The organism is Rhizobium cauense, from assembly GCF_019511525.1.
Classification (GTDB): domain Bacteria; phylum Pseudomonadota; class Alphaproteobacteria; order Rhizobiales; family Rhizobiaceae; genus Rhizobium; species Rhizobium cauense.
Genome location: NZ_JAEUAT010000031.1, coordinates 1 through 16,709 on the forward strand (window position 1 = coordinate 1; position 16,709 = coordinate 16,709).

16 protein-coding genes are annotated in these 16,709 nt (G+C 57.4%); 7 read left to right on the forward strand and 9 right to left on the reverse strand.

Features of this window, described 5'->3' with window-relative positions:
- Positions 1-277: 277 nt before the first annotated feature.
- Complete coding sequence (locus tag JNB88_RS31655; protein WP_220358927.1) at positions 278-997, forward strand: hypothetical protein; 720 nt, start codon at positions 278-280, stop codon at positions 995-997.
- 211 nt (positions 998-1,208) lie between these two features.
- On the opposite strand, the gene JNB88_RS31660 is transcribed toward JNB88_RS31655, so the two are convergent.
- The 4 genes from JNB88_RS31660 to JNB88_RS31675 form a co-directional block, all read right to left on the reverse strand.
- On the reverse strand, positions 1,209-1,652 hold the full coding sequence (locus JNB88_RS31660; RefSeq protein ID WP_220358928.1) for a PIN domain-containing protein: 444 nt from the start codon (positions 1,650-1,652) through the stop codon (positions 1,209-1,211).
- Positions 1,653-1,655: 3 nt separating this feature from the next.
- Positions 1,656-2,051 carry a hypothetical protein gene (locus tag JNB88_RS31665; RefSeq protein ID WP_220358929.1) on the reverse strand — a complete coding sequence of 132 codons (396 nt, stop codon included), beginning with the start codon at positions 2,049-2,051 and terminating at the stop codon, positions 1,656-1,658.
- A gap of 400 nt (positions 2,052-2,451) precedes the next feature.
- Positions 2,452-3,210 (reverse strand): SDR family oxidoreductase, encoded by a 759-nt coding sequence (locus JNB88_RS31670; RefSeq protein WP_220358930.1) that lies wholly within the window; start codon positions 3,208-3,210, stop codon positions 2,452-2,454.
- Positions 3,211-3,263: 53 nt separating this feature from the next.
- Entirely contained in the window at positions 3,264-4,478 is a 1,215-nt protein-coding gene (locus tag JNB88_RS31675) for an MFS transporter (RefSeq protein ID WP_220358931.1), read from the reverse strand.
- 173 nt (positions 4,479-4,651) lie between these two features.
- Between JNB88_RS31675 and JNB88_RS31680 the strand changes: the two genes are divergently transcribed.
- Entirely contained in the window at positions 4,652-5,230 is a 579-nt protein-coding gene (locus JNB88_RS31680; RefSeq protein WP_220358932.1) for a TetR/AcrR family transcriptional regulator, read from the forward strand.
- 49 nt (positions 5,231-5,279) lie between these two features.
- Here JNB88_RS31680 and JNB88_RS31685 read toward each other — a convergent pair whose 3' ends face one another.
- Together JNB88_RS31685 and JNB88_RS31690 are read right to left on the reverse strand one after the other, a co-directional pair.
- Positions 5,280-6,215: an XdhC family protein gene (locus JNB88_RS31685; RefSeq protein ID WP_220358933.1), complete on the reverse strand. Its 936-nt coding sequence runs from the start codon at positions 6,213-6,215 to the stop codon at positions 5,280-5,282.
- A 73-nt stretch (positions 6,216-6,288) separates the two neighbouring features.
- Positions 6,289-7,581 (reverse strand): c-type cytochrome, encoded by a 1,293-nt coding sequence (locus JNB88_RS31690; RefSeq protein ID WP_220358934.1) that lies wholly within the window; start codon positions 7,579-7,581, stop codon positions 6,289-6,291.
- Between the two features lie 990 nt (positions 7,582-8,571).
- Here JNB88_RS31690 and JNB88_RS31695 point away from each other — a divergent pair.
- Both JNB88_RS31695 and JNB88_RS31700 read left to right on the forward strand, forming a co-directional pair.
- Positions 8,572-8,793: a hypothetical protein gene (locus JNB88_RS31695; protein WP_220358935.1), complete on the forward strand. Its 222-nt coding sequence runs from the start codon at positions 8,572-8,574 to the stop codon at positions 8,791-8,793.
- Between the two features lie 903 nt (positions 8,794-9,696).
- On the forward strand, positions 9,697-10,113 hold the full coding sequence (locus JNB88_RS31700; protein ID WP_222858196.1) for an SRPBCC family protein: 417 nt from the start codon (positions 9,697-9,699) through the stop codon (positions 10,111-10,113).
- A gap of 133 nt (positions 10,114-10,246) precedes the next feature.
- Here JNB88_RS31700 and JNB88_RS31705 read toward each other — a convergent pair whose 3' ends face one another.
- The gene (locus JNB88_RS31705; RefSeq protein WP_223217414.1) at positions 10,247-12,790 is read right to left on the reverse strand and encodes an MFS transporter; all 2,544 of its coding nucleotides are present in this window, start codon (positions 12,788-12,790) and stop codon (positions 10,247-10,249) included.
- 201 nt (positions 12,791-12,991) lie between these two features.
- Here JNB88_RS31705 and JNB88_RS31710 point away from each other — a divergent pair, with 201 nt between their 5' ends.
- Together JNB88_RS31710 and JNB88_RS31715 are read left to right on the forward strand one after the other, a co-directional pair.
- Entirely contained in the window at positions 12,992-13,645 is a 654-nt protein-coding gene (locus JNB88_RS31710; RefSeq protein ID WP_220358936.1) for a response regulator transcription factor, read from the forward strand.
- Between the two features lie 116 nt (positions 13,646-13,761).
- Positions 13,762-14,124: a response regulator transcription factor gene (locus JNB88_RS31715; protein ID WP_220358937.1), complete on the forward strand. Its 363-nt coding sequence runs from the start codon at positions 13,762-13,764 to the stop codon at positions 14,122-14,124.
- A 713-nt stretch (positions 14,125-14,837) separates the two neighbouring features.
- Here JNB88_RS31715 and JNB88_RS31720 read toward each other — a convergent pair.
- Both JNB88_RS31720 and JNB88_RS31725 read right to left on the reverse strand, forming a co-directional pair.
- Positions 14,838-15,305: a DUF992 domain-containing protein gene (locus JNB88_RS31720; RefSeq protein ID WP_220358938.1), complete on the reverse strand. Its 468-nt coding sequence runs from the start codon at positions 15,303-15,305 to the stop codon at positions 14,838-14,840.
- 165 nt (positions 15,306-15,470) lie between these two features.
- Positions 15,471-16,022 (reverse strand): helix-turn-helix domain-containing protein, encoded by a 552-nt coding sequence (locus JNB88_RS31725; RefSeq protein ID WP_220358939.1) that lies wholly within the window; start codon positions 16,020-16,022, stop codon positions 15,471-15,473.
- 379 nt (positions 16,023-16,401) lie between these two features.
- On the opposite strand from JNB88_RS31725, the gene JNB88_RS31730 reads away from it, so the two are divergent.
- A complete protein-coding gene (locus JNB88_RS31730; protein WP_220358940.1) occupies positions 16,402-16,689 on the forward strand; it encodes a hypothetical protein in 288 nt (95 codons plus the stop codon).
- The last annotated feature ends 20 nt before the right edge of the window (positions 16,690-16,709 follow it).

Below are 16,709 nucleotides of genomic sequence, written 5' to 3' on the forward strand. Positions count from 1 at the left end.
CTTGACCGGCAGACGCCGGATCAGGCTTACTTCAACGCGCTGACGCCAATGATGGTGGCGGCATAATCGAGGCGGAAATCCACTTAGCGAAACGCCCCAATCTGTTCAGACAAACCGAACCAGCTCTGAGGGTAGCCTTCGTCATCATTCGGCAGAGCGAGGCGCACAGCATCGCTCGCCCCGCCATAGGTGTCCAATCTTACAATGGAGTCATGCCCGATCCTCGTACAGAGAGGGAGCGTTAAAAGCTTTCAAATCTCTAGCCAAGGAGCAATGCATGAAGAACCTGTTAGACATCGCCATCGAAGCCCACGGTGGAATGGAGCAGTTTCAGAAATTCTCTTACCTGACGGCCAAGCTTCATCAGGGCGGCGTCCTTTGGGGTCTCAAGGGCAAGGCCGAAGTCTTGGTGGACTGCTATGTCAAAGTGGACCTCAAGCAGGAATGGGTGTCGCATTGGCCATTTGCTCCCACCGATAACAAATCGGCGTTCACGCCCGGTCGCGTGACGATCGAGACGCCCGAGGGCGCCATCGTCGAGGAGCTTCTCGATCCGCGAAAATCCTTTGAGGGCTATGAGATGGAAACTCCGTGGAGCAATCCGCAGGTCGCGTACTTCTCCGGGTACACGATGTGGACCTATTTGACGTCGCCCTTCATCCTCAAACGACCCGGCGTGGTTTGCAACGAGATCGAACCGTGGCAGGAGAATGGGGAGACCCTGCGTCGCCTTCACGTTCGCTTCCCCGACGAGATCGCGACACACAGCACCGAGCAGATCTTCTATTTCAACAAGGACGGCATTCTTTATCGGCACGATTACGAGGTGGACATCCAAGGCAAGAATGCGGCAGCCCGTTACCTGCTCGATCCGCTCAAGGTGGACGGCATCGTGCTCCCCTCGAAAATGCGTATCTTTCCGCGCAAGCCGGACAACACGCCGCTTCCGGAACCGCTCATCGTCTCGGTGGATCTATCCGAATTTCATTTCGACTGAGACTGACTACCGACGGTATCGGTAGAAAATGCGGAATTAGGTTGCAACTGCCACGAGCTCCGAATTCCCGGCTTCGGAGCGCATGTCAGGCAATCAGCCGCTGGGAACTACCGAGCATCCCAGCACTCCCTGTTCTCACCTTATTGCCGGACCTTCACGCTTAGTAACCTTCGCCGATGAAGATGCGGAGCCATCGTTCGGTGCTTCGAGTTCAACCCCGTGCGAGCCGAAAGCCGTCATATGGATCCTCGACACGAAGGCCGTCGATCTGACCGTGATACGGCTGCTCGCCCTCGATCAGCACGAGGTTGCGGTCGATCGCCGTGGCGACGACCATGCGGGACATGTCGCCGAGATCCTCGTCGTCATGGACCCGGAGCTCGAGCTGGGCGATTCGTGAGAATACGGCCCCCGCCCCTTCGTCGAAGAGTTCGAGGGCGTTGTTCCTGCGGGCGAAGGACACGAACGCCCTGAGCGCGAGATCCATAACCTCCCGGCCTTCCTCGATCGGCGTCGAGAGGATCTCCGCCTGGACGTGGGCGACCGATACGACGCTGGCATGGATGTCCTGCGCTGGCATCGGGCGGATCCACGCAGTCACGTCGGGGTTTTCGCAGATGATATCCATCAGCGCCTGCGTCGAGAGCAAGAACATGCGTCAGAGGGCCATCTTCCCGCCGGAGGCGTTGCTGCGCTGCAGGCGCTCGCGCTTGTGGCCCTGACCGACGATGATGCGGCCACCGGAATACGGCTTGAAGCCGATAGCGTCGAGCGCCTCCCCGAAGGTCTCCTGCTGCCGCGCTGCGGTAAGGAGTTCAGCAAGATCCTTGACGGAGATCACGACCGCCATATCATCGGCCTTCTTGATATTGCCGATGACTTGCGGAACGCCGTTTCGGGCTTTCGCTAGCACTGCGCTCAGCTCATCCTTCGCCTTCCTGACGGTCAGAGGATCGCCCCCGATCTGGACAATGGTCTCCACAAGGCCGTGAGTGATGTCCTGTCTGCTGACGTTGCGGGCCACCTGCACCTGCTTGAGTATCCTCGCGTCCATATCATCATCTCCAGCTGTCCGAGGACATAATGGGATGCGTGGCCACATTCGTCAAGAAAGATGGCCACGGATTTAGGCACAGTCTCGCGTCGTCTTGCCCAGTCCGTTGTCACGGGCGAAGGCTACGGGGAATCTCCGGCGTGATCGGCCGAGCCGCTTCCCTGAGCGTCCGCAGAACGAAACCCCGGGCGGACGACGCCATTGAAGAGAACTGAGTATCCTTGGTGACATCATCCGGCTTTCGTCGAGTGTAGCCTGCTGCTCCCGAACGCTGATCTGTGCCCTCATCTCGCTGACCCGAAGGTCGCGATTTGCGAAAACAAAATGAAGGGGCCTCAGCTTACAGCTGAGGCCCTTTTGCATCGACCAATCCGGCGGGTTCGCCTTTAGCGGGCCCCGCTCAGACCGGGATAGGTTCCTTAACCATCGCCTCATTGAACTGGAAAAAGAACTCGTGCTCTTTCGAGCCCGGATTGTCGCGCAACATCTTGATGGCATCCACGTAGATGTCTTCGTTGTCGGTCGCAAGTTTCTCCATGGTCTCCTTCACGAAGGCGTCCAGCGGCATTGCGCGCGGATCTCCGCTCTTCTTGATAAGGTCCGTGTCGACCCACGGCGGAGCGATTTCCTGGACCTTCACGGAGGTGTCGCGGAGTGCGAAGCGCTGCGACATGCTGAAAGAATGGAGGGCAGCCTTCGTCGCCGAGTAGACGGCATTGTATGCCAGCGGCACGTAAGCAAGCACGGATGTGTTGTTGATGATGACTGCAGAAGGCTGCTTCTTGAGATGTTCAATTAGCGCGGATGTCATTCGGATCGGGCCGAGAAAATTCGTCGTGACGATGTCTTGCATCGTCTTTTCGTCAATCGGCTTGGCAGCGTCGTCGAAGGGCATGATGCCAGCGTTGTTGAACAGCACGTTCAATGCCGGGTAGTCGGCGACGATCTTTGCGGCGACCTGCTCGATGTTCGCCGGGTCGGTGATATCCATCTCGTACGCAGCCATACCGGGATTTGCTTTTATGGTCTCGTCAAGGTTGGCCTTGCGGCGTCCCGAAATGATTACCTGGTTCCCCAGCTTGTGGAACGCTTCGGCAAGGCCACGGCCGATCCCGGAGCCGCCACCAGTGATGAAGATCGTGTTGCCAGTCATTTTCATAGTCATTCTCCTTGGTTTTGCGTTGCGTTGGGAACCTGGGTCGACCTGCCGATTCAGCGTGCAGGCGACGGGTTTGGTGATTCCGCCTTGGCGGCGAAACCGTAAAGCAGGACGATACCGATCGTTTCGGCTAGGGCTGCGGCTAAGCCGAGATCGGCTACCTGTCCATGAGCGAAGACGAAGGTGCCGATGGCACTCCCGATGGCAAAGCCGCCGTACATGAACGATGTGTTTAGTGAGAGCACGACAGGCGCCGAGGCATGCCCGCCAACGTGGATCAGGTTGGATATTTGAGCCGGGAAGAAGCCCCAGACGGTCACACCCCACACGGCTACTGAAAGCACGATCGGAACGATGGCTTGCGAGGGTGTCAGGAAGAAAGCGGTCAACGACAGGGCGAGGAACGCCATAGTCAGGATCACGAGGCTGGCACCCATCACGACCCTGGCACCGAACGCGTCGCTGAGGGCGCCACCGCTGAACACACCGACCGCCGAGCCGACACCCCACAGGCAGACGATGAAACTGATACCATTGGGACCGAAATCGGCGACAGATGCCAGGTAGGGAGCGATGTAGGTCCAAACGGTGTAGGCACCGATCGCCCAAAAGAGTGTAACCGCAAGCCCGAGCAGAACGGGTGGCCGCTTAGCAACCGCGATTCTGGCGGCTAGAGTGGGCACGGGCATTCCAGTTCCGATCGATCGGTGAAGCCCGAAGACCAAGCCAAGCACCGCAATAGCCGCGAGGATGCCAACGCCGAGGAACGTGACTCGCCATCCAAGCGCATTGCCCACAAGAGATCCAATCGGCAGGCCTAATGCGATGGCTATCGTCATGCCGCCATTCACCACGGCGAGTGCTTTGCCGCGCCTCTCTGGGGCTATTAACACGCCGATTAGCGCGTTGGCGTTTGGCGTGTAGACTCCTGCTGCAACAGCCAAGAGAACCCGAGCACCAAAGATGCCCCAGTACCCGCTCGACTTCCAAGCGACCAGATTTGCAAGCGCAAAGAACACCATCGTCAAGATCAACAGACGTCGACGGTCCACCCAGCCGAAAAGGGTCGTCAGGATTGGCGAACTGAACGCGAGGGTCAGCGTGAAGACCGTGACGAGCGTTCCCAGCGTGGCAACGGATAGCTGCAGGTCAGCGGCCATGTTTGGCAGCAGCGGCACGATCATGAACCCTTCGGTCCCGATAGCGAAAGTGCCGAGCGCCATTATCCAAGCAGGCGTGAGGTTGGTGTTCTGGATATCTGTCGCCATGGAAGCGTCTCCGTCGGGGTACTGCAGAGCTAAATATGACCGGTCGTCTTAGGTTGCATTTAGATATGACCGGTCGTATTGTCCTGTCAACCGAGTTATTTTTGTAGCTCGATGACCGTCCACACTTGAATTCGGGTAGCCCCGTTCATACGCCGGGACCTAAGGAGAACCTCATGGCCTCACCGACCAGAGATAAGATATTCGCTGCCGCACAAGACCGTTTCCAAGCGCTCGGCTACAGTGCCTGCGGCGTTCAGCAGATTGTTGATGCCGCTGGCGTCCCAAAGGGCAGTTTCTACAATTACTTCAAGACAAAGGAGGGGCTCGCTCTTGAAGTGTTGGAGACATATGTCGCATCGTCCAAACGGGAAATATTGTCTAATGCTGCTCTCTCCCCCCTCACCCGCATTAGGGAGCACTTCCGGTTTTTTATCTCGCGGTATGAGAAAGACGGCTTCGACAAAGGCTGTCTCATAGGCAACCTATCGGCGGAAAGTTCGGACAGTGTGCCGCTCCTTCGGGAGGCGCTAAAGGATTCGCTTTCCACGTGGGCGGACTTGCTCGCAAGGGTTATCGCAGAAGGCCAGGAAATCGGGGAGATCAAGAGCGGTCTTGAGCCGCTCGAGATGGCGCGCTTCCTCATCAACAGCTGGGAGGGTACTGTACTGAGAATGAAGGTCATGAATGATCGGCGATCGCTGGATGACTTCATGTCGATCGCAATGAGACTTCTCGAATATAGGCGAGACTAGGGAAGAGAACGAGGTTACCCACTTCAGCCGCCCACGAGACGGCTGAGGTCTAGGATTCGCTAACATCCGCGGCGACTCGTGCGGCGATGTCGGCAGTAACTGACAATGCGAGCGAAGAAGCATCCCTCGCCCTGTCGAAAATACCGATCGGAGCCTTTATCCGCGAAATTTCCGCTTCGCCGTAACCTAGTCTCGCCAGCGCCTGCCTACGTCTGTCATGAGTCCGGCGGCTACCCAGCGCGCCGATATAAAAAGCGGGGGACTTGAGCGCCGCTTCCAGCGCGGGCAGTTCAGCATCCAGATCGTGATTCAACAGGACAAACGCCGAATATTTGTCTGGAGAGACGTCCGAGACATTCCTTTCGAAAGATTTGCCAACAAGATCGACATCGTATCCGACCGCCCTGGCGACTTGGGCGACTGCATTCGCCTCCAACGCATTACCCGAAACAATCAGTCGAGTGGATGGTCTGTAGATTCTCAGGAAGCCGCCGGGTTGCCAACCCGTCTGTCCTGACGAACGGCAAGATATCGCCTCCGCGCCAGGATGGTAGAGCAATCCTGCCTCTCTGCGACGCGCCAATTGCCCGAGCACGTCATTTATAGTTTCAATTTGCCTGATGACGTGAATCGAGAGCTGGATGCCGCCGCCACATGGCAACACAATGTCGAAGAACGGAGAGCCTTCGCCCAGTTGAAGGAACCTGTCATGTCCAATATTTAGAGCTTCCATTGCCTCAAACGCGACGGCTGCCTCTGTGCATCCGCCGGAAACAAATCCACAGTACAGACCATCGATACGCACCGTCATCTGCGCTCCCAGCGGCCGCGCGGCCCCTCCCCGGATATCGACGAGCGTGACCAACGCAACCGGGACACCATCCTTGAAGGATTCCCGTGCGTAGCGAAGTATTTCGACTGGATCGTCAGTGACGAATTGGCTTCTAGGCGCGCTTCTTCCAGCGACAAGATTTTGTGCGTTCATCGCATTGGTCCAGTACAAGTTTTGGAGAATTGGCCCGCGCTGTCCGTTCGCGGGCCTTTGCCAGATTGTGCGATCAGCGGGCGTGGGAAACCTGCTCGACGGTTACAGTCCCCTCTCGTCCGCTGAAATGTTCGACCACGTAGTTCGCCAATGCGGCAATCTCCGCGTCTGAGTAAATCTTCGCAAATGAGGGCATGGTTTTTCCTGGGGCCGAGGCATGGTCTGAGGAGCCCTGCAGGATGACCCTTACGACGTTGCTCGCTGCCGGGTCGGCGAGCGAGTGTCCGCCGAGAATCGCGGCCCGTGGATTGAACTGCCCCTCACCATTCCAACCATGACAGCTCGCGCATGCCCCAGCGTAGATATCTTTGCCCGCCTGCAAAGTCGTAGAAGTCGAGGTAGAGCTGGCGTCTAGCTCTCCTCGTTCGCGGCGTACCGCTTTGTGATCTGCTTCGCCTGGCACAGGAGGAACTGTACGGAGGTAAGCCACGATAGCGTCGATGTCTGACTGCGGTAGTTTGCTCAGGCTTAGGTCGATTGCTTCACGCATTGGACCTGCTGCAACGCCGCGGTCCTTGGCGTGTCCGGTGGCCAACATGTCCGCAATCTGCTGGTCGCTCCAGTTCCCGAGGCCGTGCTCCTTGTCTGACGTGATGTTCCAGGCCTGCCAGCCATCGACATCCCCGCCGGACAACGCCACTCCCTGCTTCCTTTGGAACATCGAGCCGCGGGGGGTGTGACATTCGCCGCAGTGCGCAAGGGCTTCGACCAGATATGCGCCATCGTTCCACCTCTTGTCCTTGCCGGGATCAGGTTGGAATGGGCTCCACGGTACGAAGAAAAGCTTCCATCCACGCATCAGGGGTCTTTGATTGAAAGGGAAGGCAAGTGCGTTTTCCGGCACGGAATCTGACACAGGGGCGAGCGTCGTCAGGTAGGCCTTGATCGCGAGAATGTCGTCGGTCGAAAGCAGCGCGTACGAGCTGTATGGGAAAGCGGGATAGAGATCCTCGCCATGCTTGCCGACGCCAGACCGCATGGCCCTCACGAACTCAGCATCGCTCCAATCGCCAATCCCAGCAGTCCTATCCGGCGTGATATTTGGCGAGTAGATTGTCCCGAAAGGCAGCTTGAAAGGCAATCCGCCCGCAAAGGGCTTCCCGCTCTTGGTAGTGTGGCAGGCGGCGCAGTCCGCTGCGACCGTGAGATACTCACCGCGTGCGATCAGATTGGCACCTGTTGGCTGGGACTTGCTGGCTTCTACTTGCGGTAGGCCATGAGGCCAGAAGAAGAACGCGGCCGAGCCGACGAGGCCCGCGACCGCGATGGAACAGATCCCGATTACATAGTTCCGCCAACGTCTCATTTTCTTGCCTTTCCGCGCTGAAAACCTTCGGCGCCCAACTGCTGCGCATTTTCGATCCGCCCGGCTTCGGGCGTCATGCGGGAGGCAGCATGAGCGATGGCATCAGGGGATAGCGGCTTCCTGCGTGACGGATTGCACAATCCTGCCCCCATCGACGCCGCCTTGTATTTTTTCGCTGACTGCTGTGAGCCTGTTGAACGCGAAAGCGGCGATCCCTGCTCGTTCTGGGAGGGGGACCAGGGCAGGGATCGCAAAGTCGCAGCCACGGCGGATGGACTACGACTAGAAGGCGATGAGGACACCTTCGCGGAGAGGCGGTCGTTGGGAGGAGGATGCGACCGTTTGCCTCGCCTGTATGGATAAGACGTCAAAACCAGCCGATATTCTTGCAAGATTCGATCTGCCAAGAAGACGGTTTTGTACGATCCGTGCCCTATAGTTGCCATCAATGCAAACGCCGACCTAGTTCGGCGTTAAATCACAAAGAGCGAACTTCATGAGCCCGAGGATGCGCTAAACCACCTTTCGCCTTGCGTGACCGACTGCATAGATCGGCACTCAAAGGAGATTGCGCATGTCAAGAATTGAAAGACGTACCACTGAAGACGCTATCCAAGTCATCGGCTGGGCCGACGATCAAGGTAATGTAGCCCACGCATGCCGGGTAGGGTTCCGAAGTGTTTCCAGGGAAGGAGATCGGCAACCCTACCGAAGGACAAGCGAAAAGAAGAGCCCCGCCGACCTTGCCAAGCATAAAGCCGCCTCGAGGCGCATCGCCTATCGCGGCATTAGCTCGGGATGGTGCAGTCGCGCGCCTCGGGCCGAATTTCCCTCATGAGTGGTGACGAGTGTCACCCGAATCTCTAAGGGGCCGCTACTGGATCGTCATCGAAGTTGGCGCATCGGTCGGCCCAGAAAATTCGTTGCTATGCTGGCCATTCAGGGTACAGTGGTCTGCTGGTCTGGCCGAGACCGAAAGGAGGCATAGCGATGTCTCTGTTAGCTAATCTTACAGATCGTGATGCCGAAGTAGTCGCCGCTGTCGTCCGCAAGTGGTGCGAGCGGAACCATGTTTCTCCAGAGTGTGATCAGGGGCGCGTGGCGATGTCGATTGCAGTCGACCGTGCACTTTCTGGCGAAAATGACCTTGCCGCGCTTCTGGAAGCCGTCAGTACACAGATGCGCCTTGAACAGTACAAGCATCCGCTGTGAACGCCGGGCGAACGAGAGTTTAGCGGAAGTCCCTCTAGGTGCTGGAAACACTGTTTTCCGCGAAGCCAGTTCATTGCGACATTCGGAGTTAAACAGCCCAATATAACCCCCTAGATCAAAATTGGTTTCTTGCGTCAAAAGGGATATTCGTCACAAAGGGTTGAAGGCGGTGTTCCTAACGGTGACGACGTTAATTTCAGGACTTTTTTCCCGGCGCTCGACCACCCCCTGGGTCGGACGACTGAAGCGACATCTGGCGGGAACGTAAAGTCTCCGCCGCAAGACTATGAAGCGGTTCTTCGCCCCACCTGCCCGCGCCTTGGGTCACCGTCCAGGTCGGGACTTTCCGACGATCTTCCTTCCGGTGGTACCCTTTGTTCAGCACGTTCCACTCTATCCATACATGCCTGGCGCGTGGCGAAGCCGGATTGCTATAACAAAAAGGGAAAGGATTCATCACGACACCAGAAGCCTGGAAAAATCTGGTAAGCGACGTCGAGACTGTGACGAAGAATGGCCGCTCGGCTCGCCCTCCTCCCGCTCGTGCTGCCACTAGACCAGGATCCAGGGATCGAGATACGGATTTCGATAGCGAGGAAATACTACCTGCCCGCAGAAGGACTCACGAAAGAATCCAACCCCTTCGGCCAATGCTCTACCCGCCATGCTGTAACTTCGGGGCGAGAAGCCATGGATCCATCTCTGAGACGGTGATTAATGATTCTCAGGGTTGTATGTGTAGACGGTTGTTCGCCCACCTTGAGAGACCAGCGTACCTCGCGAATTCACATACAGCGAACTCACCAGCGGCGTCCGCACGCTGTCGTTCCCCTTGATCCAGTGGTGGAGTAGTCGCCTCGGGACCTATAGCTACACCCCTAGAGACGTATGTGATCTATTGACTTGGGGCCCGCCAAAATCTGGTCTCTCCTGACCGATCCGCTGTCCTGGCCGACCTACTATCTGGGCGTCTCCCACGTCGAACTCCTCGACGGACACACGAACCTGCAGCTTGGCAGCCGCTTCGAGACTAATCTTGCGGGCCAGGACGTCGCGGCGTCGGTCGTCGAGTTCGAGCCGATGACGCGCATCGCATGGGCTGGCGGCCCAAAAGCATCGCCGTCCTCCAGAGCCCACGACGCGTGGATCATCACGCCGACCGAGCGAGGATGTCATCTCTGGACCGAAGAAACCATGCAGGGGCCGCTGTGGATGGAACTTGCCAAGGAGGCACCGGACATCTTTTGGCGAACACACGAGAAGCTGCTTCGAGACCTCGCGGACGTCGCGGTCACGCGCGAAGCTTCGGTGCAGAGCTAGAGCGACACTACGAGTCCAGCAGAAGCCCGCAGCCGCGAACTAGGTGTCGTCGCGGCCCGCTCGCCACGATTCCGACGAAGCGATCGGCTAGGCCCGCCGACACGCCCATGAATCTGCAAGCCACCGATACACACTAAGCAACAGTCGCGGCCACGAGAGGCAGGTTTTCTTCTTCGACCGATAACGGCAACAGGATCTCGAATATCGCCCCACCATCGTCGTGATTCCGGGCGGTGAGCGAACCGCCGTGGGCCTCTACAATCGTTTTGCAGATTGCCAGACCGATCCCCATGCCGTCGCTTTTGGTAGTGAAAAACGGGCTGAAAAGCTTGGAGAGGTTCTCCTGTGCTATCCCGGTGCCATGGTCTCTGACCTGCAGTCTTATCAGGGAAGGCTCAGCCGCGGACAGCAAAATGCCGAGCTCACGATGATCCGCGGATACGCCTCCCATGGCTTGAAGTCCGTTGGTCACGAGATTGGCTATGACCTGCTGGATCTCCACCCTATCGGCCAGTACGATTGATTCGTGAATCTCAAAGTGCGTGGTGACACGTGTTGATGCGGAGATCAGTTCCCGGTCAAGAAGTCCGACGACATCCGTAACGATGTCCCGCAGATCAACTGTTTCAAGAGTTCTTCTGGCGCCACGGACTTGCTCGCGCGTTCGCTGGATAATTTCGCTTGCCCGCATGCTGTGAGTGATGGCCCGCTCGGCCGCGGTCGAGGCGGCCTTGATATCAGGCGGATTTGACTTGAGCCAGCGAACACATGCCTGAGCGCTCATGACGACAGCCCCGATAGGCTGGTTCACCTCGTGAGCGATCGAAGCGGAGATCGCTCCTACCGTCGCAACCCTTCCGACGCGAGCAAGTTCTGCCTGCGCCGCAATCAGTGCCTCCTTGGCTTGTTCCCGTTGAGTCACGTCGATCATCGCGCAAGCCACGCGGTCAAAGGTGTCCTTGTCTTCCGGAAACGCTATGACAAAGATCACGATAACCTCGGCTCCCTCGCCGCGGAGCAGTCGCGCTTCCATCTCGACGCGATCACCACCGGAGCATATCCCCAGAATGATAGCCTCCGCCAACTCGCTATGCGCAGGAAGGAATCGGTCGATGGAGCCAAGGACCTCCCTATCGCTGTTTTTGCCGAACAACTGCACCGTTGCGCCGTTGACGTCCACGAACCTTATCAGCTTCGCGCATTCGTCAACTACCGCCGGATTGGCATCGAGGTATGCCCTGAGCTCTGACGGCGGAAAAGCGCGGATGGGTTCCAACCGTTTCCATAGGAAGGACAGATCGACTTCGCAGAGCGAGACGTGGTTCTGCTCGAAGATAGATCTGTATCTGATATCGCTCTGTGCAAGCGCGTCGAGGGCTTTCCGCCGGGCGCTTGCATCAAAGGCAATAAGGCTCAGGCCCCCTGTGATGGCGAGGTAGAAGCCGACGGCCACCAAGCCACTGTATTGGGAGAGTGCCTGTGAAACCACAGGGGTCAGCGCTCCGCCGATGATGCCACCTATGTTGAAGGCCACCGATGTTCCCGAGTATCGCACCCGGGTAGGGAACAGACCGGGCAGCCAGGCGCCAAGCGGCCCGTTCACGAAACCCATTACCCAGAGCGAGAACGCCAGATAGATAAATATGACGAAAAGGGAGCCGCTTCCCAACATAGGTGCGAGAACGATCCCGGAAATGATCGTGCCGACGCATCCAAAGATGAGGATCCGTTCTGGATCGATGCGATCCGAAAGCCAGCTCGCCACGATGATACCTGCCGCCATGAACAAGATCGCGCCAAGCTCCACCATGAGGAACGAAGACCGCGTATAGCCGAGCTCCGAAGTTCCGTACCCGAGGGCGAAGGCAGTCACAACGTAGTAGAGCGAGAAGCAGGCTACCACACCGAACGCCCCGAACATGACTTGGTCCATATGTAGCCGGAAGATGTCAAGCAACGGAACTCGGGACGGCTTCGCCTTGCTTATCGCAGCGTGGAAGTCCCGCGTCTCAACCAAGTTGAACCGGATCCAGATCCCCATCCAGACCAGCGGCGCGCTCAGAAGGAATGGAACTCTCCAGCCCCAATCGGAGAACTGTTCGGGAGATAGCGTCAACGTAAGGACGAGGAACAGACTGTTCGCCAGCAGAAACCCGATTGGAGCGCCGAGCGGCGCGAACATCGCATATCGGGCTCTCCAGCCCTTTGGAGCGTTCTCGACGGCTAGAAGGGCCGCACCAGTCCATTCTCCTCCAAGCGCCAGCCCCTGCCCGAACCTCAATAGACACAGAAGAGCCGGAGCCAGCCATCCGGCGATAGCATAGGTGGGCAACAGTCCGATCGCCGCGGTAGATGCGCCCATCAACAAAAGAGACACCACAAGCGTTGCTTTTCTGCCCACCCGATCGCCGAAATGTCCAAAGACCGCCCCGCCTACGGGTCGAGCTATGAATGCGATGCCGAAACTCGCGTACGCGCCGATCAATTCCATGGAGGACACGGTCGCCGGGAAAAAGAGTGGGCCGAACACCAGGCTTGCTGCTGTCGCGTAGATATAGAAGTCGTAGAATTCGACGGAGGTGCCGACCAGACTGGACATCAGGATACGGAATGTCATTCCGCTCGACATCGGTTCGTCACCGAGGTGTACGGTGTCGGGCTGGGCTATAACGGTCATCGAAACGGTCCTGAGGATTGCGATCTTTCGGCCTCCCAACCTTCTCGGACACTACAATATCGGGTCGCGGCCAGAACCTATCCTTATGGCTAGGTCGAGCTTTACTCTTACGCGTAGTAGTTATTCGCGTGTCGTTTGGAGCAATCTTGTGGCCGAGTTCCCATTGCAATACCAAACCAGATAGCTTTGAGGTCGATGCCGATGACGGCTGCTTTAGGTAATCGGAACAATCAGGACGCGGCAGCCGAAACGCCGCTTGTCGTCGTCGTGGATGACGATGACGGGATGCGTGATGGTGTCCGAGATGTCCTTCGCTCGGTTGGTATCGATTCCCTGGGCTTTTCCTCGACTGCCGAGCTGCTGGCTGAGCCCCTCCCCGACCGTCCCGGTTGCCTCATACTCGACGTCCGCTTGCCGGGCCTTAGCGGCCTCGACCTCCAAGCAAAGCTGAACGCCATGGGCAACAGACTTCCGATCGTTTTTATGACGGGATACGCAGACGTTCCGATGAGCGTTCGCGCGATGAAGGCCGGAGCCACCGATTTCCTTACCAAGCCATTTCGCGATCAAGAAATGCTAGATGCCGTCTCTGTTGCGGTAGAGAAAGACCGGGAGCGCCGTCTTGAGCTGGGTGCAGCCAATGAAGCGATAAGAGCGGCCTCGTCGCTCACGCCGAGAGAACACGAGGTCATGGAGGCTGTAGTCAAAGGCCTCCTGAATAAACAAATCGCCCACCTTCTCGACATCTCTGAGGTAACCGTAAAAATTCACAGGGGGAACGTCATGCGCAAGATGAACGTGACCTCACTCGCCGATCTGGTCCGGAAGGCTGAGATCCTCAAGGCGCTCGCCTGAGTCACGGCTCCCCATCCGATACGCGGACCGACCCATACAATCGTATTATTACAAAAGCGCGCCAGTCAGACTAACTAGATGTCATAGCCCGCAAGTCAGGGAAAAAGGAACATCAGGTGTCTGGCGACAAAAAATCCGTAGCGATCGTCGATGACGACGGGGCGCTTCTCGAGGCCACTTCGGGCTTTCTTGAGTCCATGGGCTATGACGCGCTACCCTTCAGTTCAGGAAGCTCGTTCCTCGCGTACGATAATATCGAACTGGTCAATCTGTTGCTGACGGACATTAACATGCCAGAGATGACCGGGCTTGAGCTGCTGGACATCGTGAAGGCACGGTGGCCCAGGATGCCTATCATCATGATGACGGCTCTCAAGGACGAAGTCACAAGGCGACGTGCAATCGCTGGCGGAGCGCGAGAAGTTCTCAAGAAACCGATCCTAGCTGACGACCTAATCAGGTGCATTGAGGACGCCTGAGCCTTCGGGCGAAGGCGATTTGATGTTCCTTTGCGAGGACTTCGGTGAAACCACCCACCGCCCATTTTGCGAATTGGTACGCGCTGAGCCCCGGGGCGCCGACTCGCCCAGATATTGATGGTGGGTCGTCGTCGGTTCGTACGTATCGAGGGCAAGGCAGCCCGAACAACGTTAACGACGCCGTAGAAATTGCCATCTATTTGCGTTTGGAATTCGGCAGCAGTTGTCTGTTCGAACGGCAGGTCGTGGCTGTGTTGTTAACGAAACCCGGGAATACTGATCGATCGCAGAGTCGATTGCAGCTTGCGCGGCTTGAGCATCGGTCACATCCAAAGCGAAAGTTTTGAGCCGTTCGCCGAAGCGCTCCCGGCCCTTTCTCAGCGGCTGTTCCGCACGGTCGGCTACTACCTGTGTCCCGCGTTTAGCGCCACGTCCACGATCTTGCGCCCCAAACCCCGCCCGCTCGTTGTGACACGCCAAGTCTGCACATCTCCAGGTTCTCCGAACAATGTCATGATCGTTATCATCACAGGTTGTCCTACCGTTTCAAATTCTGCCCGCCACGGTGCGATCGGGTATTGGCGATTGGGCTTGCAACGAAAGCCCTGAAAGTGCTTGTAAAATTCGCGCCCGGACTACAGGGTTGCCAAAAGGTGTGAAGGGCCGACGCCTGGTGACGTCGCCCCCGCCCAGCTGTTAAATGCATGAGCCGATTACATTGCGGCTTTCAAATGCAGTTGGGTAACTCCCACCGAGATGTTGAGACCTTCCTCCCCACTAATGGCAACAGGTTGGAGCGAGAAAGTGCCGCGAGTGCCGCCCGTCAGTACCTTTGCACCGACACCGATGCCGACAGCTGCTGCAGCCTCGAGCCCACGATATGTCCCTTCAAGATCGTAAGCGTGTTGTTTGCTGATCGCGTCGACTGCCCACACCATTTTGGCATTTTTCACCTCGCCGACATCGATACCGAAGTTATCGATAACTCCGGCATAGCGGACCGGGGCACCCTGTTCGGAAGGGAGAAAGAGGCAATCGAGATTCTGCTTTGAGCCGAGAACAGCACCTTCGCTTCGGGAAAGATTGCACTCCAGCCGCCCTGCCACGAAATGCTCCGAAGCTGCGAATGCGGGTTGGAGAGGGAGCACCGAAAGTGGGACCATGAGAGCAATTAGACGCATTTGAATTCCTTTCTGTTATTTCAAGGGAGTGAGGTGGGCCATACTAGCGATGCGCCATTAGGCGGGCAGACTGGCGGCCCTAGGCGACGGAGCCGCGTCTGCCTTAACGATCTCACTCGACCATCCAATGAGATTGTCAATTTCAGCTCCGCACGCTCGCGACAATCAATTGAAACGGGCAGCGTTCGCATCCCTACGATGCTCGCGAGAACGCAATTTGCCGGAACCGCGATTGGCGGTCAGTGCCACACGGCGCCAGTTATTCGGCGTGGTGCCGAAGACCTTTCGGAACGTCTTACAGAGGTGAGCCTGGTCAGCCATGCCGCAATCCAATGCGATCTCGCTAAGAGCTGCGTTGGTCTCTGTAATCAGTTCTTTCGCCAACTCCATACGCCGACGAAGGACATAGCTATACGGGCTTTCTTTATATGCCGCTTTAAAGACCCTGGAGAAGTATGTCTTGCTGAGTTTCGTCATGGCAGCCAGTTCTTCCACCTTGATGGTTTCGGTAAGGTTGGCTTCAATGAACCGCATGATCTTTCGACGCTGCCAAGGCAGAAGCAGGTCACGCTGCACAACCTCGGCGGACTGGTCCGGAAGCACCACGGGAGCTTGCGTGGCAGCAGTCATGGCACGCGACAGATCAATGTCAGAGACGATTACCAGCGAGGCTGCGGCGATGATCTTGTGATCTTTGGGCGGGGCGTAGGCGTTCATCAGGCTCTCCGTGATTTGGATTTGGATTTTGATGAGCAGATGTTGCCTTTCCCCGAGCCCGAAATCTGTTCGGACCACGGTGTGCCGAGACCATACCTTTTGGTTATATTTGACTGTCCAAAGGGTGATCTCGATCTAAGAAGCGTTGAATGTCATGCGACGATGATAATGGGTGGCGTTCGTCAGCTCCGATTTCGAGCTTATCGAAATGCTCCGGTCGCTGACGAAATCGGTGCGCTCCGTCGATTTGACGTCTACGGCACCTTCGAAGAGGAAATTATCCCCCGAGTGCGGTGCATCTCTCAGGCGGTCATACGCTTGGCTCCATCTCGGGGCGGAAGGTAGCGATCCCGCCAGAAGTGACGCATGTTGGTCAAGCATGCGTAATACGACCTCGGTAAACAGCGTACGCGCCTCGTCTTGCGTGTTTCGCCCTGCGTTAAAAGCCATACTTGAGACGCTCGGCGAATTGGATGGTGACACCGGAGCGCGCCAAGTCGTCGCGTCAAGCGGACTAGATGTGGTCGGCGTGGAAATTGGCGCGGCGGCGGCGAGCGACCTCGACACCGGAGAAGCGCTGGGTGCGGCCGGAGGCGGCCAGCCTCATCACAGGCGTCGTCTCAACGATGTCACAAACTTGCAGGCGAAGGTCCTGGCGATGGTGTGAGCAATGTTTGTCGTGGCCGT

Coding starts and splice junctions, on each gene's coding strand:
- JNB88_RS31655 (WP_220358927.1), top strand. CDS start 278: ATGAAGAACCTGTTAGACATCGCCATCGAAGCCCACGGTGGAATGGAG.
- JNB88_RS31660 (WP_220358928.1), bottom strand. CDS start 1,652: ATGTTCTTGCTCTCGACGCAGGCGCTGATGGATATCATCTGCGAAAAC.
- JNB88_RS31665 (WP_220358929.1), bottom strand. CDS start 2,051: ATGGACGCGAGGATACTCAAGCAGGTGCAGGTGGCCCGCAACGTCAGC.
- JNB88_RS31670 (WP_220358930.1), bottom strand. CDS start 3,210: ATGAAAATGACTGGCAACACGATCTTCATCACTGGTGGCGGCTCCGGG.
- JNB88_RS31675 (WP_220358931.1), bottom strand. CDS start 4,478: ATGGCGACAGATATCCAGAACACCAACCTCACGCCTGCTTGGATAATG.
- JNB88_RS31680 (WP_220358932.1), top strand. CDS start 4,652: ATGGCCTCACCGACCAGAGATAAGATATTCGCTGCCGCACAAGACCGT.
- JNB88_RS31685 (WP_220358933.1), bottom strand. CDS start 6,215: ATGAACGCACAAAATCTTGTCGCTGGAAGAAGCGCGCCTAGAAGCCAA.
- JNB88_RS31690 (WP_220358934.1), bottom strand. CDS start 7,581: ATGAGACGTTGGCGGAACTATGTAATCGGGATCTGTTCCATCGCGGTC.
- JNB88_RS31695 (WP_220358935.1), top strand. CDS start 8,572: ATGTCTCTGTTAGCTAATCTTACAGATCGTGATGCCGAAGTAGTCGCC.
- JNB88_RS31705 (WP_223217414.1), bottom strand. CDS start 12,790: ATGACCGTTATAGCCCAGCCCGACACCGTACACCTCGGTGACGAACCG.
- JNB88_RS31710 (WP_220358936.1), top strand. CDS start 12,992: ATGACGGCTGCTTTAGGTAATCGGAACAATCAGGACGCGGCAGCCGAA.
- JNB88_RS31720 (WP_220358938.1), bottom strand. CDS start 15,305: ATGCGTCTAATTGCTCTCATGGTCCCACTTTCGGTGCTCCCTCTCCAA.
- JNB88_RS31725 (WP_220358939.1), bottom strand. CDS start 16,022: ATGAACGCCTACGCCCCGCCCAAAGATCACAAGATCATCGCCGCAGCC.
- JNB88_RS31730 (WP_220358940.1), top strand. CDS start 16,402: ATGCGTAATACGACCTCGGTAAACAGCGTACGCGCCTCGTCTTGCGTG.